This is a genomic window from Fluviicola sp., from assembly GCF_030151805.1.
GTDB lineage: Bacteria > Bacteroidota > Bacteroidia > Flavobacteriales_D > Crocinitomicaceae > Fluviicola.
This window is the reverse complement of the sequence record NZ_JASLCN010000423.1, coordinates 1-18,748: the sequence shown is the minus strand read 5'-3', so window position 1 is coordinate 18,748 and position 18,748 is coordinate 1. Positions and strand designations below refer to the sequence as shown.

Below are 18,748 nucleotides of genomic sequence, written 5' to 3'. Positions count from 1 at the left end.
GGCATTCAGCACCAGGTTACTGAGATTCCCCTGTCTAAGAAGAATTGTAATTTTATTTGGGTCACTGACTGTTGTCGAATTCAGCATGAAATATAAAGTAGAATCCATCAATGGAGACTGAGCCATCAGGGAATCCAGGATAACAGCATCCGGCTTCGTATTGATCAACGTTTTTTGTGCTAAAAACAATGGATTATTGTGTACTACCGGATTCACAAACCCGGAACCGAACGGATTTGGAGCCGGGCTAAAAGGCCCTGGAGCTGCCCCACCGGTAAAAATGGCTTGTTTGTACAGGTAGTCGTCGTATTTCCGGTTAATTTCTTCTGTTTTTTTGATAAAGTACGAATGGAACATGTATTCCGGGTTAGTTGTTTCCAAACCAGGATAAAAGTCGAATTCCAAAAACTTCGGTAATTCGAAATCATCTCCCGTTCCTCTGAATGCCGGGATGTCTAAGTACTGATACGCATTTGTTCCCGTTACAATTCCCACTTCTGCATTGTAAGAAAGTACCTGGTTCAAATAGTAATCCCGGTACTCATATTCTAAACCGGGATTATCATATTCCTGTTCCCACACCAAATCTTCGCGGTACGGATTCGGGCGTGTGTACCCGTTTTTGTATGCTAAGGTATAAGCGTAATTGATCAGTTTTTCGGTAAACAACTTGCCGTTTACATCGTATTCTTTGGCTGATCTCAATTTCCCGTGATACAGGTAATCTTCAGTCGACGGGAATGCGCCTCCGTAATTGAAATCGGCACCATAATGTTCATAATCCGTTCGGTTCACGTATTCGCTGCTTCCTTCCACCAGAGAAGGTCCGTACACAGATACTTTTTTAAAGCCTGTGTCAAAATTGAAGCGTCTTCCGTTGTAGAAATGAGGATCCGCAATCTGAATTGCTGTCAATTTAGAGATTTTCGAACTTGCATCGAAGTCATAATGCCATCTTTTATGTCCGTTGTTTGCTGCTGAGGTATTGTTTTTCACCAAATCATCCTCGTCATTTTTCAAAACGTATTTCACAATCGGATGCACTACATCCGCCTGGTTCGTTCCATATCCGGGACTGGTAAATATTCCGCACATGCCGGAACGGTCGAGCGAAAATGATCCGGTATATCTTGTCCGGGCATCATTTGCCGGATAGTATTCTATTTTGGTAATTCCTCCCAGATAATCCACAATTTGAGTCAACACCATTCCGAAATGACCATTCATCGGTTGGTTTTGCTGATAAAAAACAGCATTATTCGTGAATTTTGAATACGACAGGAATGTCGTTAAGAGCTTCGTTGTATCCGCTGTCCAACCCAAAGGAACTTCCCGTACCGCCTTCAACAAAACAAAAACCTGCCACACATCCGTTCTGTATTGTAACGAATCGCCGTTATCATACACGTAGTTCTGAAGCATTTTACATTTTTCAGAAGTATACTCCAGTTTCTTTTGGGCCACCAGGTGCAATCCTGTTTCTACCGGTCCTCCGACGTCGCCATTGACTTTGTAATATTTTACCCCTACCAGCATGTACGGGTTTTTCGAATAGCGAATCAGTTCGAATTCATCCAGACGAACCGTATTATCCAATTTAGTCGGTACATTAAACGTTTTTGGGTCATTTGCAATCACATTTCCATTATCATTCCACCAGAAATTATAGGCCTCTTTCGGATCTGCAGTTGCATAATTAAACGTATTCTGACGAATGATCATGTATTCGTAAATCGGTGCAACCAGGTTCCACGGTAATCCGACCCCGAAATTTCCGGCAATATCCGCTGTGGATTTCAAAGGGTAAGATGATAACAAGGAACTAAACACATAGGCATTTCCGGCTTCCAGTTTTGATGTTGCCGAATTATAGACCACACTCCTTTCCGTAGCATAATTTACATCCGAATTCCCGGGCCCGATCTGGAAATTGAAGCCTTTGTATTTGGAAGGGATATTCGGCATCACAAACAGGTTGGAAATGGTTTTATCTCCTTCACCATAATTCAAAGACCATTTGAGTGCCATGTTAAAGGTCGAATAAAGTACTTTTGAACGAGTAGATTGATAATTGGACGTTGAAAAATAAATCCCGTTGTTGTTGTCATATAAATTATAATCGCTCGCATTCAATCCTCTTGGATTTTCCAGGTCTCCGGTTACAATACTCATATCAAAAGTACCGGCTGTCTGTAAAAAGTCAGCAGTCATCGAGTTCGACCGCTTGATCCGCGATTTGACTTCATAAATATCTCCGGGGTACATTTTGTCCTGCATCAAACGTGGGCTTTCCAGGAAACTATGCGAAAACGGAATTTCTCCTAACGAGCTGCTGATACCATCTCTCAAATATCCGTTTGTCGTAGAATACGGATCCGATGAACTCACTGCTGTGGGATTCGTTGTTCCATTCTTCTTACTGTGCTCGTATCTTTTCCAGCCTGGTCCAAACGTATTATCTGCTTTTCCGGCTGTATAAATGCTTTGATAACTGTATAAACTATCCAATCTGCCGTTTCCGTTTAATCGGTAATCGATCAGCTCATTAGAATTACTCAGAATCAGGTTTCTATCTGTTGCGTAATTTAATTCCAGGCGGTCTACCAAACCATCAATGGAAATGGCTTCTACTTTCAACAATAACAAATCGGCATAGCAGGAAAAGTCATGCTCTTTTGCAAATGTGGAGGAGAGAAAATTCTCAGCTGCAGCATACTTGTATGCTTCCTGCTCGTATTCCTTGAAATAGTTGAATTTTCCGAAGCCTTTGTAGGTAAAACTAATTCCCTGAAATGGTTGATTGCGGTGCGTAATCGCATCACAATACCACAGATTGTATTTCTGTTTCGGAAGGATGGAGTTTTCAACCATGGCAGCCTGCCCCGGATTTTGATATTCTCCGGCATTTTGAACAGCCCGCGCATTATTGGTTCCTGTAACCAAATTGGATTGATCGTAATACAACACCCGTTTGTTTGCCGGAGCATTGAAGGATTGAACTGCTGTCTGAAAGGTGTAACGTGTTCCGTCTGCGGCAATCACCACCCACTTGTCTCCGCTGTAACGAACTTCCGCATGGGTTTCAAAGGCATTCAGCTCAAAAACCACGGTCTTGTCGTCATTTACATCTATGTATTTGAAAACCGCTCTTCCGCTTACCACTCCCGGAACGTTGATATACGGTGAAAACCAATACAAATCTCCTTCCTTGAGCGCGGCATTCCCAAGGGAATTGAAATTAAGCGGCGTTCCTGCTGCTCCTGCTTCCGTGCAATACTGCGATTTCGTAAAATTGTTATACACTTCCGTTTCAATGGAAATGGTTGGAATATTGAGATTCCAGCCTTCTCCATAAGGAATTCCGGTTGAGATGGGCATCGTATTTCCAATGGAGAACGAACTGCTGTAATTCAGGCTGAGTTCATAGCTCAAACCACTTGGTGTGGCAACTGCTCCCAGTTTAATACTTGAATTATAGTCTCCGGAAAACAAATTGACATCTCCGGAGTAAACTCCTGAGTTCAATTCGGATGGTTTGGAAACTTGCGGAGTCATTTCGGAATTATTCCGACCTCCGACAACCTGTGAAAATGAAGCTATGCAGCATAAAAATGAGCATACAAAAATCAGAGATTTAGGCATTTTGATTGATTTAGGTTCAAAAAATGTGTTGTAGTCATAAGTGTTGTGGTTCTAAAAGTAACAGTTTTTTGATTTATTTATTGCAAATAAACTAAAATTTTACACTTATGTAACATAAATTAATCAAAAAAGTGAAATTAAGCGGTTTACTTAAAGTCAGGTGGATAATTTCGTTGACTTATACAAAAGTCGCTTGAACCTGGTTTGGTCGCGTTTTTGGAAATTCCCGAAATCCCAATTTCCCAATATTGGGACGAGTCTGTAAATCAGCAAGTTAATGAATGAAATTATAACTAATTAAAAATAAGTTGCTCTTCTATATACAAAATTGGGGTTACAATCATTTATATAACTAACAACTCCTTAAATTCTCCTAAAAACATCATTCAACAAAAAAGCCACCGATCTTTCGACCGGCGACTTTTCCAATATTTTCAGAATCAATTATTCTGCCTGCAATTCTTTGATTGACTTGTCAATTTCTTTAGAAAGCTCAGGCATTTGTTTTTTCAAATGCTCCATTGACTTAATTGTTTCGTCTTTGAATGCATCGTATCCGCTGCACTCTTTCATTTCTTTGCGCAGTTTTTCCTGACTTGCTTTATCGTTTTTCCCTTCGTAAATTTTCTTACATTTTGCCTCTTCAGCTTTGTGCTCTTCAGCAAATTTCTTTTGGAAAGTTCCGTCGTAATTTTTCTCACGATCACCTTTCATCATTTCAGTAGCCAAGTCAGTACACTCACACAATTCACTTTGTTTAGTACAAGATTGAATTGTCATGAATCCCAATCCGATTAGTGCAATTACCTTTAAATTTTTCATTCGTTTTTTATTTAAGTTGGGTAAATGTACCACAAAATAATTACGAATAGCGAATTACGAGGCACGAATGAAAATTACACCTATTCGAATCCAAATTTACTCCGCTTTGAGTTTTTCGATTGACTGATCAATTCCTTTCGAAAGTTCGGGCATCTGTTTTTTCAAATGTTCCAGTGATTTGATTCTTTCTTCCTTAAATTCAGCATAACTACTGCATTCCTTCGATTCTTTGCGCATTTTTTCCTGACTGGCTTTATCTTTGATATCATTCAGTTTCTCACACTTCGCTTTTTCAGCTTTGTGCTCTGCATCAAATTTCTTTCCGAATGTACCGTCATAATTGTGCTCGCGCTCACCTTTCATCAGCTCAGTGGCAACATCCATACAATCACATATTTCGCTTTGCTTTGAACAGGATTGAATCGCCATAAAGCCCAATCCGATGAGTGCTATTGTTCTTAGATTTTTCATTCGTTTTTTGTTTTAATCGAAGTAAATATATGACTAATTACGAATCAGGGTGATTATCAATGAGCGAATTATCAAGAGGGGTAAAGCGGTTGAATGAGGGAGATTAGAAAGCTGTATAATCGTTAAGAATTGGTACAAACGTCGCTATATCTATGCCTTATTGATGCTATATTGATCCTTTATTACCGGGTTAACAGTGGCTTGTTATTGCATCCATTCAGCTTATGAAAAGGATTAAAAACTGCCGAAAAAATACGGATGTAAGGTAAGCATGTTCTTTTGGGACGCTTTACCTGTACTCAACATTCTTCCGATCCACGCGGAGCAAGGAATCCGGTGACGGTATTTGATGTCCCAGCTTCACGGGTATTGCTGCATTTGCTTTTATTTGATCACCGTAATATGTCCCGTCAGGTCATAATTCACCTGGTCTTTTCCAAGTGCCGCGATTTTGTACACATAAATTCCATCCTGAACCACTTTTCCTCGGTATGTTGCATCCCATCCAAAATTGACGTCACCCGACTCAAAAATCACTTCTCCCCAACGGTCAAAAATGAGGATTCTGAATTCGGAAATATTGGTGTATTTCACCCGGAAAACATCATTAACGCCATCTTTTCCAGGTGTAAATGAATTAGGCACATACAACGTAGATGTTTCCGACATGCCAATGAAAACACTGTCAATTGCGATACAACCATTGGCATCCATCACCGTTACTGCAAACCAATTGGAACTGACAACGGTTGTCATCGGGGTTTTAATCGAATGATCGTTCAAAATTCCTTCACTTGACCAGAAGTAAATAAACGGTTCCGTACCACCTGTTGTTTGCCCATTTAAGTGGACTATATCCCCATATTGTACATCCAACGCATTTGTTGCTGTTGCACGAACCGAAAGTGGCGGAAAAACAAGGATGTGAATCGTAACAATGCTGTCGCAAGCAGCAGTCGGAAATGTTTGCGTATACGTTCCGGTTTGTGTGTAATCGAGCCCATTGTGACTGAAAACTTCTCCTGCGCACATCGTATGTGTGATCGTGGAAAATTTGGGCGGCAGGACTGTCAGATTCAACGTCGCAATACTGTCGCAACCCGAAGCAGTCTGAATGGTTTCAACATACGTTCCGGACTCATCATAATAACGGTTTCCCAGGAGAGCACTATCGCCGCTACAAATTACCAAATCTCTTACAGAAGGAATTCCACTCACTTTCAAATCGGTAAGCACAAAATCATAACAACCTGCCGGATTCTGAAGTGAATCGAGATACATTCCCGCACTATTGACATAAATGCCCGGAGTAATTTCCAAACTATCTCCAAAACACAGCACTACCTGATTCGTATCAATCTGTGATTCTAAAGTCAAAACGGTGGTTTGAATAATACTGTCACATCCGTTTGCTCCCTGGAGCATTTCGCTATGGACTCCCGGTCCGTAATAAATTCCCGACACCAAAACAGAATCTCCGGGACACACAAAATAATCGGTGTTGATGATTCCGTTCATGGTCACATGATAATCCAGATGAAACGTATCTGTGCAACCATTGATGTTTACAATTTTGGAAATGTGGTACATTCCCGTATCAGCCGGAGTAACCGGATTAAGCACCAAACTGTCTCCCTCAAAAACCTGATTATCCGGTGTGATCCATTCGAAAGTGGTATAATCTGATGATGGGAAAATCAAGATCGAATTATTACAATCTGTAACAGCTTGTGGATCTGTGAATGTGAGCGAGTCTACCGTAACCTGTTTGGAGGAAGCATTTCCGCATGCGTCCAAAATCCGGACCGTATAAATTCCCGTGGAACTGACCGAAAAGATATTTGAGCTTTGAAGTGGAAACAGCTGAGGTCCGCCAATAATTTCGTATTGATATGGCGCAACTCCTTTTGTGGTATCCGGAATTAATTCCAGGTGGATATTCGTGTTGCACAAAATGGAATTACTGGTGAAAACATCCGGAAACACATACGGTTCGATGTGAATCGTATCGATGATCAAGGCACAAGGTATGTCTGTGTCATTGACTACATACGCGGCATTATTTTCATATTCAAACGTAATTTCATAAGGCCCTGAAGACAGATTTAAAAGGGAATCACTATTCACCTGTCCACCGTAAGAGCTAAACGGAACTTCATCCAAAATGGTATCATTGACCAAATCACGAATAATGGCATATCCTGAACCGGCCAGGGAGAAATAGATTTTATTTTCACCCGGACAGCCTCTTTTGTAGTGGTGCATATATGCTAAATGGGTTACATCCTGGGAATTGATTGTAAACGTGCCGGGAAGCTCATTCCCACAATCATCTATGACCTTATACGTATAGGTTCCGATTGCCAGATTACTGATGAAAAAATAATCGTTGCCGGGAATCGTATCCGGATACGAATAAGTGTCTGAATAAGCAAATTCAGGATCGGTACTTCCCAACGTTGCCGGACCTGAAAGTAAAACAAGTCTTGAATTAACACCAAAACCACTCGTTTGAACACGGTAAGTACCTACCACCGAATCGATACAAGCCGGACTAATAATCACTTGTTCAATAATAGCCGGCGGAGCTTGCCCCGGAATTAAATAATCCTGCTCAAATGTTTCTCCGCAGCCATCCGTAATGACCAAATGATAGGTTTCACCGGTTGTTAACTCATCTGCAATCAGCACACCGGATACCGGTCCGGTATTCGAAACAGTTCCTGCAGAAGTGACGACACCGGTTGTAATATTTGTCATCGTATAACTCACAGGATGATTCAAAAAAGTATGATCCGGGCTGAAAGCGGTTGGAAGATTTCCAAATGCCGCATTCACAGAATTCCCGCATTCGCTAAACGTGTAAGTCGGATAAAAAACGAATGGATACATATTCAACAGATCGGATGTTATTTGCTCTCCACAAGCATTTGTAATAGTAAGCTGGGCAAAATCTCCATACGTTAAACCGGGAATGGTTTGCGAAATACGGATATAACCATGTGTGTGAAGTGCAGAAGTATCCAAAAGCGTTTGCGAAGTAGTTGTTACGATCCCGCTGGAAGTTGTGTATTGATACGTAAAAGGCAAACGCACATTTTCCGCCATCAGGTAGTACGAAATACTCATCGTATCACATCCCGTTTTTTCGGCCATTAAGTGACTTCCGAACATCATATTGGTTACCGGGTCCTGGATCGTCACAGCAATTGTGCGCAAATTATTACAGGCATCGGTTGCTCTGAGACTGTAGGTTCCGGCAGACAGATTGGGGAACGAATTACTGCTCTGCACAGGTGTTGCAGTGCCAGAAGCAGGTATTAATTGCCATGAAACCGGAGCTAACCCGGTATTGGGAACCAGGTTTCCCGTCAAACTTCCGGTATTGCCTCCGGGGCAATAAGGTGCAACTTTCACAGGATTAAAATCGATCATGGAATAAGTTCCTGTCACCGTCACATTTTGCAACGAATGCTGACCTGCTCCATCGGCAATATCTACCGTGTAATTTCCTGGCGGCAGTGACGTAAATGTGTTATTGGTTTGAACAGCTTGCGTAACCGGGCCTGAAACAATACTGTAGGTCAGTGGCGGGTGTGTTGTGGACGCAGCAATGGAAATACCGCCGTTATTCTGACAAGTGCTTTCGGTTGGTGTCACTGAGGTAACCTGCAACTGGCCAAAAAGTATTTTGGAAGCCAACAGGAAAAGGGAGAGTAGGATCGGAGATTTCATACGGTGCGCAACTGCATTTAAGTTTAGGGTAAGTTCCAGTCCTTTGAAAGACGGGGCTTAACACAATCAGTTGCGTTCAATTCAAATAAAAACGGCAGTTAATTATTGAATTAACCGCCGTTTTTTCTTATTGATAAATCATCTATTTCCAACCGCCGCCAAGCGCTCTGTATAGATTCACTACCGCTTGTAATTGATCCAGTTTGTCATTGATTCCGCTCATTTGAGCCGCAATTAAATTTTGCTCGGAAGTCAGGACATCTGTGTAATTTACCCCCGAACGGTTACTGAGCAATTCGCGGGTATTATCTACTGCAATGGTCAGAAACTGAACCTGCTGTTGCCGGATCCGTTCCCGCTCCACTGCATTCTGGTAAGAAAACAGGGCATTCGAAACTTCTTGCCCCCCTTGTAAAATAGCATTTTGAAATCCGTAATACGCAATCTGCTGATCGGCTTTTGCCTGGCGCAAACGCATTTTGTTTTTTCCCTGGTTGAAGATCGGCTGTGTCAAACCTCCGATAATATTGTAGAAAACCGACTGGCTGAATAATTCCTGGATCTTGAAACTTGCAAAACCACCGCTTGCGGTCAATGTAAACGCAGGGTAAAAGTAAGTCTTCGCTACATTGGTATTTTCAAACGCTGCGATAAACGCATATTCTGCTTGCTGCACATCCGGACGGTTTTTCAACAACTGGGAAGAAATCCCGGTTTTCAAATCGGTATAGATCGTTTGTTCATCCAAAGAACTACGTTGAATGGCTTGAGGTTCGCGCGCCAGCAAGAAGTTTAACAAGTTTTCCGTTTGCCAGATCTTATTTTTCAAATCCGGGATCATGACTTCTCCTGCAGCTGCGTTGGCCTGACTTTGAGCGACATCTGCACTCGTGATTTTTCCGGATTCCTGAAGTGCGATCAGGGTTTCCACCTGGCGCTTTCTCACTTCAACCGTTTCTTCGGTGATTTTCAACTGCTTATCCAGAGAAATCAAGCTGTAATATGCATTCGCGATATCTGCAATCAGCTGTGTCTGAACTGCACGCATTCCTGCTTCACTTTCCAAAACACTTGCCAGCGCTCCTCTTTTCGCACTGCGCAATTTTCCCCAAACATCCAATTCCCAAGCCGTTCCAAGCTGAATCCGATTGGTATGCGTTGTCAATTTCAAAAGTCCCGGAGGAGCGTTGACAGCGCGTTGTGATTGTTTGGCATCTGTTGAATTGACATCCAAAGTCAGGGATGGAATAAAGGCCATTTTACTTTGTTTCAAATACGCCTGTGCTGATTCCATGCGGTAGACAGCTTGCTTCAAATTCAGGTTTTGCGCCAATCCTTTTTCGATCAGATCCTGCAAATTCGGGTCCGAAAAAAGCTGCTTCCAGTTCAAATCTGCCATGGAAGTGGTATCCTCAGAGGCCTGATCACGATACAGTTTTTCTGTGATCACCGCATCAGGTCGTTCATACCTGGTAGTCACACAACCCGACAGTACCAGAAGCAAAACGAAAAACCCTGTTGTTATTATCTTATTGAATTTCATTGATTCTATTTTAAATCCGTTATACTTTCTTATGCAGTTCCTTCTGCTCCCACTTCTTCGTCATCGTCTGCTTTTTTACTGCTCACCTTTTCCTGAAGATTCTGGAAGATGATAAACAGGATCGGGATCACCAGCACTCCGAAAATGGTTCCGATCAACATTCCTCCTACCGCACCGGTTCCGATGGAAGTGTTTCCTGCTGCTCCAACTCCTTTCGACAACATCAGCGGCAATAATCCGAAAATGAAGGCGAAGGACGTCATCAAAATTGGTCGTAAACGCGCCGTTGCACCACTTATGGCAGCTTCCGTAATACTCATTCCTTTTCTTCTACGGTCCACTGCGTATTCCACGATCAGGATGGCATTTTTGGCCAGCAATCCGACCAGCATCACCAGGGTGATCTGTGTATAGATGTTGTTATCTACTTCAAAAATCTTATCGAAGATGAACACTCCCGATAAACCGACCGGCAATGAAATTAAAACTGCCAACGGAAGAATGTAACTTTCGTATTGTGCTGAAAGCAGGAAATAAACGAAGACCACACAAAGCAAGAAGATATACAAAGTCTGGTTTCCTCCGGTGCTTTCTTCGCGCGACAATCCTGAGAATTCGTAATCGTATCCGGCAGGAAGTGATGTTTTTGCCACTTCTTCAATCGCCTTCATTGCGTCCCCGGAACTGAAACCTGCATTCGGTGTTCCGTTGACAGATATTGATGTGAAGAGGTTGAAACGCGAAATGACCTGTGGTCCGTAGACTTGTTTCATCGTGATGAATTCGGAAACAGGAGCCATTTCTCCATTCGCATTCCGAACGTAAATCGAGTTCAAACTTTGCAGGTTCTGTCTGCTTCCCGGTTCTGCCTGGTAAATCACGCGGTATTGTTTTCCGAACTTATTGAAGTTCGAAGCATATACCCCACCGTAATATCCCTGAAGCACGCTCATGACATCACTCACGGTGAGTCCGGATTGTTTGATCTTCGGCACATTCACATCAATTTGATATTGTGGGAAATTCGGGTTGAAGGATGTTGTTGCGTATTGAATTTCCGGGCGCTGACTCAATGCTCCCAGGAAGTTCGTTGCCACTTCATTAAACTTATTGATGTCTCCTCCTGATTTGTCCTGCAACTGGAATTCAAATCCGGCAGTGTTACCAAATCCCTGAATCGTAGGGGGAGAAAAGAAGATAATCCGTGCATCTTTAATAGAAGCTGTTTTCGCAAAAAGATCTGCGATAATTGCTTTCACATCCCGCTCGCGTTTGTCCCACAATTTCAAACGGGTCAACACCATTCCGTATGAACTTCCCGTTCCACTGATAATTGAACGTCCAACTACGCGAAGCGTGAATTCTGTTTCGGGAAGCGTGCGTACAATACTGTCAATCTCCGTCAGAACCTCTGCTGTTCTTTCCTGTGAAGTTCCCGGAGCCAATGTAATATCGGAGAAAATAGTTCCCATATCTTCCGCCGGAACAAATCCTTTCGGTGTTGTTTTCATACCCCAAACCAACAAACCGGTGAAAATTGCCAGGATTGCCACCATGACCCATTTTCTTCTGCTCATGAACGAAACAGAGCGTTTATAACGGTTCGTTAACTTATCGAAAGAGGCATTGAATGCTACGTTAAAACGCTGCAGGTAGGATTTCTTCTTCCCGTGGTCGTCTTTATGCGGTTTCAGTAACAACGCACACAAAGCCGGACTTAAAGTCAAGGCATTTACCGCCGAAAGGATAATTGAAATCGCCAGTGTCAGACCAAACTGCTTATAGAATACTCCGGTAGATCCCTGGATGAAACTTACCGGAACGAATACCGCAGCCATTACCAATGTAATCGAAATGATTGCTCCCGTAATCTCGTCCATCGCATCAATGGTTGCTCTCTTCGACGATTTGTAACCTTCATCCAGTTTGGCATGTACGGCTTCCACCACCACAATGGCATCATCCACCACAATACCGATCGCCAGTACAAGGGCAAACAAGGTCAGCAAGTTGATACTGAATCCGAATAGGTTCAGGAAGAAGAAGGTACCGATAATTGCCACCGGAACGGAGATAGCCGGAATTAAGGTGGAACGGAAATCCTGCAAGAACAGGAATACTACCAGGAACACCAGGATAAAGGCTTCAATCAAGGTATGGAATACTTTTTCGATTGATGCATCGAGGAAGTCGTTGACGTTTACAATCGTTGAAAATTTCACTCCTTTCGGGAAAGAAGCCTTCGCTTCGTTCAATACTCCGAGTGCTCCTTCAATTACTTCCTGCGCATTGGATCCAGCTGTCTGATTCACTGCAACTCCCAAACCGAATTTTCCGTTTACACGAACCGAACTCGCATAATTCTGAGCTCCCAATTCGATACGGGCAATGTCTTTCAAACGCAACACCTCGCCATTTTCACCTACGCGGACAACAATGTTTCCAAATTCCGTATCTTCTTTTAATCGTCCTTTGTATTTAATCGTATACTGATAACTCTGAGCTCCCTGTTCACCGAACTGTCCGGGAGCAGCTTCGATATTTTGCTCTGCCAAAGCGCGGTTCACATCGTCCGGAACAAGTCCATAACTGGCCATCACATCCGGCTTCAGCCAAATCCGCATGGAATAATCCATTAAACCGAACGCCGTTGCATCTCCAACTCCCTTGATCCGCTTGATCTGCGGAATCAGGTTGATATTGGCATAGTTTTGAAGGAAGGTCTGATCGTAAGTTGAATCCTCACTATACAAGGTAAAGATCAATAAGTTACTCGCCTGTCGTTTGGTTGTTACTACTCCGGCACGGGTTACTTCCTGCGGAAGCAAACTCGTGGCACGGGAAACGCGGTTTTGCACGTTTACTGCGGCAAGATCCGGGTTGGTTCCCAATTTGAAGTAAACTGTGATGGTTGCTGTTCCGTCATTTCCGGCCGTTGAAGTCATGTACATCATATCTTCAACACCATTGATTTGCTCTTCCAGCGGAATAACCACATTGTTTAGCACCACATCGGCATTTGCTCCCTGGTAAGAAGCCGAAACCTGAACAGTTGGCGGTGCAATATCCGGATATTGAGAAACCGGAATGGCTATCAAGCCCAACACTCCGAGAATCACAATCAATACCGAGATTACCGTAGATAATACGGGTTTTTCTATGAATCTTTTAAACATAAAATGATTTTAAGGTCTGTAATGAATACATGGTCCTGAATCTTACGAATTCAATTCCGCATAAATCTCTTTCGGGTCTGCCTCGGTGACTTTGACCTTCATTCCGTCTTTCAGGAATTGTACTCCTTCCAGCACAAGCATATCGCCGGCTTTCACCCCTTTGGTTACAATGAAAAAATGACCGCTTGTTGCTTCCATCATTTCGACCAAGACGCTGCGAACCACTCCGCCTTTTCCTACAACGAATGCAAATTTCTTTCCTTGCACATCGGAAATAGCACGCTGCGGAATCAGGAATCCGTTTGAAATTTTCTGCGGAATCAATACCTGGGCACTTCCGCCGCTGCGTAACAAATTCAACTTATTGGAAAAGGTAGCACGAATACGAGCTGTTCCGGTTTGCGGGTTGATTAATCCGTTCACCGATCCGATCTTTCCTTTTTCAGGATAGATGGAACCATCTGAAAGCATCAATGAAACTTCCGGAAAATGGGCGATCTTCTGATCAAAACTGGTTCCCTGCGTATTCCGGATAAACTCCAGTAATTGCTTTTCGTTCATTGAGAAATACGCATAGATATTCGTAATGTTCGAAACAGTTGTCAATGGTTTCACGGTAGAACCCGATACCAAACTTCCGGTTTTAAAAGTGATGCTTCCGATCACTCCGTTTACCGGGCTTGCAATTTTCGTATAACCGAAGTTAACGTTGGCATTTACCAGGTTCGCTTCTGCCTGGGCCAATTCTGCAATACGTGTTTGCAAAATCAAATCTGCTTCCTGCAATTCGTATTTGTTTACAATGTTCTTTTCCACCAGGGATTTGGTTTTCTGAACCTGCAATTTTGCAGTACTTACTGCTGCTTCAGCACTTTTCACAGAAGCTTTTGCCGTGCGAACCAATTGTTCGTATTGCGGTGCAGAAATGGTGAAAAGCAATTGGCCTTTTTTGACAAACTGTCCTTCATCAACCAGGATTTTGTCAACGAATCCATCCACTTTCGGGCGAATTTCGACGTTTTCAGTTCCTTCAATAGTTGCCGGATAATCCGTTTGAATGGTTGTTGAACGTGGTTCTACAGCCAACACCTGATAGGTTTTAATCACGTTTGCTGCTGCCGGAGCTTCTTCTTTGGAGCCACAAGAAGCTAAAAAAACTAACGACAAAGTCGTAAGTACATAAATTGGTTTCAATACTGTCATAAAATCTGTCTTTTTTGAACTCACCTTATCGGGGCTACTGCTTAATGAGATTCTTAATCTTTCCTTTGGTTTAACTATTTGGTTAATTTTTGGCAAAGATCATTCATCAATCAGGATTAAGACTTATTCAATTCATGCAATTTATTATTCAAATCAAATATTTTAACTTTTTTAACTAATTGACATCCCGAAACGATTTAGGAGTCAATTGTGTCTGTTTTTTAAAGAAACTATTGAAATTGGACGGGTGTTCAAAGCCCAAAGTATATGCAATTTCGGCAACGGAATTATCCGTATGACGCAGTAAAGCCTTCGCTTCATTGGCCAAACGGGAAGAAATAATTTCTGTTGTACTTCGCCCGGTTACTTCCTTGATCGAGCGGTTCAGATGATTCACATGAATATCTAATTTTTCAGCAAAATCACTTGGTTTTTTCAAGGCCAATGATTGATCGGAAGAATCGATTGGAAATTGTCTTTCAAGCATTTCCATAAACAAAGTAGTCAACAGAACAGATGCAGCAGGTTTCTTGTCTTCACGCACATTCTGGAAACACAATTTGTTTGCCTGATGAAGCAGAATATGCAAATAATGGGCAATGACTTCGTATTTCTTTACATAATTCCCATCCATTTCATCGTGAATCTGTTCGAAAATAAATTCGAACAATGTCGCTTGTTCGTCTGTCAGCGGGTAAACAGGAGTCATTGCCGTATTCATCAGGGGTGTATCCCGAAAGAGTGTATCGAGCAAATAAGTATCAATGAAATGACTGTTGAAAAGACAGAAATATCCTTGCTGGTCCTCCGAAACAGGCTCCCAGACATGCGGCACATTCCCATGATAAAAGATGAGCGTTTTTCCGGAAACCGGGACTTTTGAGTCTTCAAAATGAACAATTCCGTCTCCTACAATAAGTGAAATCTTGTGAAAATCTGTTCGATGCAACTCTGTAATACGCGCACATTGAATCTGACCGCGTTTAAAAACGTTGAAATGACTCATTTTAGACAAGTGCGAGAACTGTTCCAGGGTTCCCTTGTTTAAAATACTTGCATAAAATTCCTGTAAAGTCAATAACCCATTCATGGTAAAAAATTATGTTTTTCAAATATACTCGATTTACATATCTCCATCCAAAACTATTTTTTTACCGGTCGTAAAAAATGGTTAAAAGCAGTTGGATCAGAAAAGTCAGGAAGAATGGTTTGCATGTAGCAATTAAAGCATTTAAAACGTCGAATGAGCTTGTTTTTCCGGACTGAAATGCTTCTTTCTTTTTCAAAATGGAAAAACGGATTTTCATTTTGAAACAAATCAGGCTGTCAACCGCAGTTTCAACCGGATCAAAATATTCTGTAACATGCCTGAAAGAAAGGCGTTAACAATTAAAATACCGGTTTTAACAATTTCCGGCAAGAAAATAGAATACGAGTTTGCAACCAATTAAAGAAACGAGATATGAAAAAGTTGATGTTACTATTTCTGGCACTTATCACTGTTTCTACTACGCAGGCAAATGGTTTGAACGCTTCGGAAAAACCAGGATCCAAAATCAATGGAAACCTCCAGGTTAAAATCAGTGATTCGAAAACGAATTCTTTCGGAATCGTCATTGAAATTACGAAAGTGGAAATTTACTCTGAAAAAACCGGTTGGATTGCATTGAACGACTATCAACAGAGCATTTCAAGCGCCGGATTCACGAAAGGAAATGAATCTTTACTGGCAAATGCAGAAATTCCTGCGGCTGCTTACTCGAAATTGCGTCTGACATTCGGAACAACGAATTCTATCTACACTGTGAACGGCAGCGAAAGCCGGACAAACCATTTATCTTTTGCAAACAACTCGGATCGTTTTGTTGAAATTGCTATTAACCAGGAAATTCACCCGGGGAAAAACAATACGATCATGATTGATTTTGATACGTCGACATCCGTTTCTGTATTTGATGATGCTTACATTATTCAACCGGTGATGGAAGAAATCCGTGGACGCGGCATTCGCACAAATGAAATCGTTACTGCGTTTGCAGGGAAAGAAAATTAAAAATAATCCGGCTGGTCCGGAATCTATTCCACTATACGAAATAACCGGAGCTCATTCAGCTCCGGTTTGTTTTTTCAGATTTTAGAAGATATCTGTCACACACATAAGTGTAGACACCAACAATTCCATCAGAAAACCCTTCGCGACCTTTGCATCTTAGCGTTTTATTCAATCCACATGATGTTTAAACGCAAAGAAGCGAAGAGCGCAAAGATTTGACAATCTTCATTTAGATCAATGATCACCTAATACTTGAAGCATTTCATTTTTCTAAGCATTTTTAATAATCAAGCACGTCGACACGCTGTGCGCATACGTTGCTCCTTTCGCATCTTTTAGTGACGCTTCAAGCAGAGCCGTTGTTCCGCCCAAATGGATGATCTTTCCTTCTGCAACCAACATTCCGCTTCCGGTATGCACCCGTTTGAGAAAATTGACCTTCAATTCCAGCGTGGTATAAACCATTCCCTGCGGCAAACGCGAATGCAAGGTGCAGCCCATTGCCGAATCCAGAAGAGAGGTAATGACGCCGCCATGCACACTTCCGTTGGGATTGTAATGAAATTCTTTCGGCTCGAATACAAAGCTCACTCTTCCCTCTTCGATTTCCCCTATTGAAAAATCGAGCGTATTGATCAGCGGCGAAGCAGGAACTTCTCCCTGCCTGATCGCCAATAAATAGTCCAAACCCGAAAGACTTTTCGATAATTCCACTCCTTCCAGAGGATTTCCCCAGGAATAAGTTCTTTCCCGTTCTTTTGTTTCCATAAGCTATTAAATCTTCACAAACTCTTTAGACATTCCCACCGGAACCTGCCATTGATTTTTTTCCATTGCAATCAGTAATTCCTGAGCTACTTCCTGTGGGGGAATTCCCGATTCACCACCGATCTCTTTCGAAAAATCAGTATTTACCAAAGGCGGAATCAATTCGAAGACATTTAATTTTTCGCCCAAAGTATCCCGTAATACATCTGTGTAAGCTTTTAATGCTGCTTTACTTGCTGTATAAGTCGGCAACATTTTTTGAGGATAATATGCTACGATAGATGTCACATTCACCACTGCCGGAGTTTCATTTTTCAACAGAGTCGGCAGGAGCTTTTCAGTCAAATCCACAATTGACAAATAATTTGTCTGCATTTCCCGGCTTGCTTTTGAAAAGGCATTTGCATTCGCCCCCAATTCATATACATCTGCATAGCCCGCGTTATTGATCACTACATTCAATTCGGGATGGTCTTCCCTGATCTTTGCAAGCAAACGATCCGTATTTTCAGCATCTGTCACATCTCCCGCAATCGGAATGACATTTTCCAGTTTACCTGCTGCTTGTTTCAGTTTTTCTTCATTCCGTCCTGTTATCAGAACCTTGTTTCCCCGTGTTGAAAATTGTTTTGCCAATTCGAAGCCGATCCCTGCCGAACCTCCTGTAATTAGAATGGTGTTCCCGTTTGTTTTCATTTGTCTGTTTATTAAATTATCGGAAGCAATGCTTCCTGTTGTTTGGCTATCAAAAAAGTTCAAAGAGTTCAAAATTCAAAGGCCTCTCTTTTCACTTTTACTTTTAACTTGTTTGTATGTTTTCTATCAGCATTGCCGTAGCGCCGCCACCGCCGTTACAAATGGCCGCAACACCGTATTTCGCATTTTGTTGATTTAAAAGATGTGTGAGCGTCACCAGGATTCTTGCTCCTGAAGCTCCGAGCGGATGACCAATTGCCACTGCTCCACCACGAACATTTACTTTTTCCAGATCCACACCTCCCAAACGCGAATTGATAATCGGCACATTGGCATAAGCTTCGTTCATTTCGAAATAGTCAATTTCATCAACTCCGATTCCTGCTTTTTTCAAGGTTTTTTCGATTGCCAAAGCAGGTGAAGTTGTGAACCATTCCGGAGCCTGCGCCGCATCTGAAAAAGCCACGATTCGCGCCAGAGGTTTCAGTTTGTGTTCTTCCAGGAAGTTCTCCGAAACAATCAGTAAAATAGCTGCCCCGTCGTTTAAGTTTGATGCGTTTGCCGCTGTGATTGATCCGTCGGACTCAAAGATCGGTTTCAACTGTCCCAATTTATCCGGATTCAGTTTTTCAATATCTT

The 18,748-nt window shown here is 42.2% G+C and carries 13 protein-coding genes; 1 reads left to right on the top strand and 12 read right to left on the bottom strand.

The genetic code is table 11. The features are described 5' to 3' along the window. The 9 genes from Q1V93_RS16020 to Q1V93_RS15980 all read right to left on the bottom strand — a co-directional run. Positions 1–3,642: hypothetical protein (locus Q1V93_RS16020; protein WP_300666040.1), on the bottom strand; the 3,642-nt coding region annotated here is incomplete at its 3' end. A gap of 444 nt (positions 3,643–4,086) precedes the next feature. Next, entirely contained in the window at positions 4,087–4,464 is a 378-nt protein-coding gene (locus tag Q1V93_RS16015; protein ID WP_300666039.1) for a hypothetical protein, read from the bottom strand. Between the two features lie 96 nt (positions 4,465–4,560). Continuing rightward, the gene (locus Q1V93_RS16010; RefSeq protein ID WP_300666038.1) at positions 4,561–4,935 is read right to left on the bottom strand and encodes a hypothetical protein; all 375 of its coding nucleotides are present in this window, start codon (positions 4,933–4,935) and stop codon (positions 4,561–4,563) included. Positions 4,936–5,319: 384 nt separating this feature from the next. Next, on the bottom strand, positions 5,320–8,670 hold the full coding sequence (locus tag Q1V93_RS16005; RefSeq protein WP_300666037.1) for a gliding motility-associated C-terminal domain-containing protein: 3,351 nt from the start codon (positions 8,668–8,670) through the stop codon (positions 5,320–5,322). 142 nt (positions 8,671–8,812) lie between these two features. Beyond that, positions 8,813–10,213 carry an efflux transporter outer membrane subunit gene (locus Q1V93_RS16000; protein WP_300666036.1) on the bottom strand — a complete coding sequence of 467 codons (1,401 nt, stop codon included), beginning with the start codon at positions 10,211–10,213 and terminating at the stop codon, positions 8,813–8,815. Positions 10,214–10,242: 29 nt separating this feature from the next. After that, positions 10,243–13,389: an efflux RND transporter permease subunit gene (locus Q1V93_RS15995; RefSeq protein ID WP_300666034.1), complete on the bottom strand. Its 3,147-nt coding sequence runs from the start codon at positions 13,387–13,389 to the stop codon at positions 10,243–10,245. A 42-nt stretch (positions 13,390–13,431) separates the two neighbouring features. Continuing rightward, complete coding sequence (locus tag Q1V93_RS15990; RefSeq protein WP_300666032.1) at positions 13,432–14,592, bottom strand: efflux RND transporter periplasmic adaptor subunit; 1,161 nt, start codon at positions 14,590–14,592, stop codon at positions 13,432–13,434. A gap of 175 nt (positions 14,593–14,767) precedes the next feature. Then, positions 14,768–15,682 (bottom strand): AraC family transcriptional regulator, encoded by a 915-nt coding sequence (locus tag Q1V93_RS15985; protein WP_300666030.1) that lies wholly within the window; start codon positions 15,680–15,682, stop codon positions 14,768–14,770. Positions 15,683–15,743: 61 nt separating this feature from the next. Next, complete coding sequence (locus Q1V93_RS15980) at positions 15,744–15,899, bottom strand: hypothetical protein (protein ID WP_300666029.1); 156 nt, start codon at positions 15,897–15,899, stop codon at positions 15,744–15,746. 155 nt (positions 15,900–16,054) lie between these two features. Here Q1V93_RS15980 and Q1V93_RS15975 point away from each other — a divergent pair, with 155 nt between their 5' ends. Then, on the top strand, positions 16,055–16,645 hold the full coding sequence (locus tag Q1V93_RS15975) for a DUF4382 domain-containing protein (RefSeq protein WP_300666028.1): 591 nt from the start codon (positions 16,055–16,057) through the stop codon (positions 16,643–16,645). 270 nt (positions 16,646–16,915) lie between these two features. On the opposite strand, the gene Q1V93_RS15970 is transcribed toward Q1V93_RS15975, so the two are convergent. From Q1V93_RS15970 to Q1V93_RS15960, 3 genes are all read right to left on the bottom strand, one after another. Then, a complete protein-coding gene (locus Q1V93_RS15970; RefSeq protein WP_300666027.1) occupies positions 16,916–17,413 on the bottom strand; it encodes a PaaI family thioesterase in 498 nt (165 codons plus the stop codon). Between the two features lie 6 nt (positions 17,414–17,419). Then, positions 17,420–18,109, bottom strand: a complete 690-nt coding sequence (locus tag Q1V93_RS15965) for an SDR family NAD(P)-dependent oxidoreductase (RefSeq protein WP_300666025.1) — start codon at positions 18,107–18,109, stop codon at positions 17,420–17,422. 103 nt (positions 18,110–18,212) lie between these two features. After that, the coding region (locus Q1V93_RS15960; protein ID WP_300666023.1) for a thiolase family protein at positions 18,213–18,748 on the bottom strand (536 nt) is incomplete at its 5' end.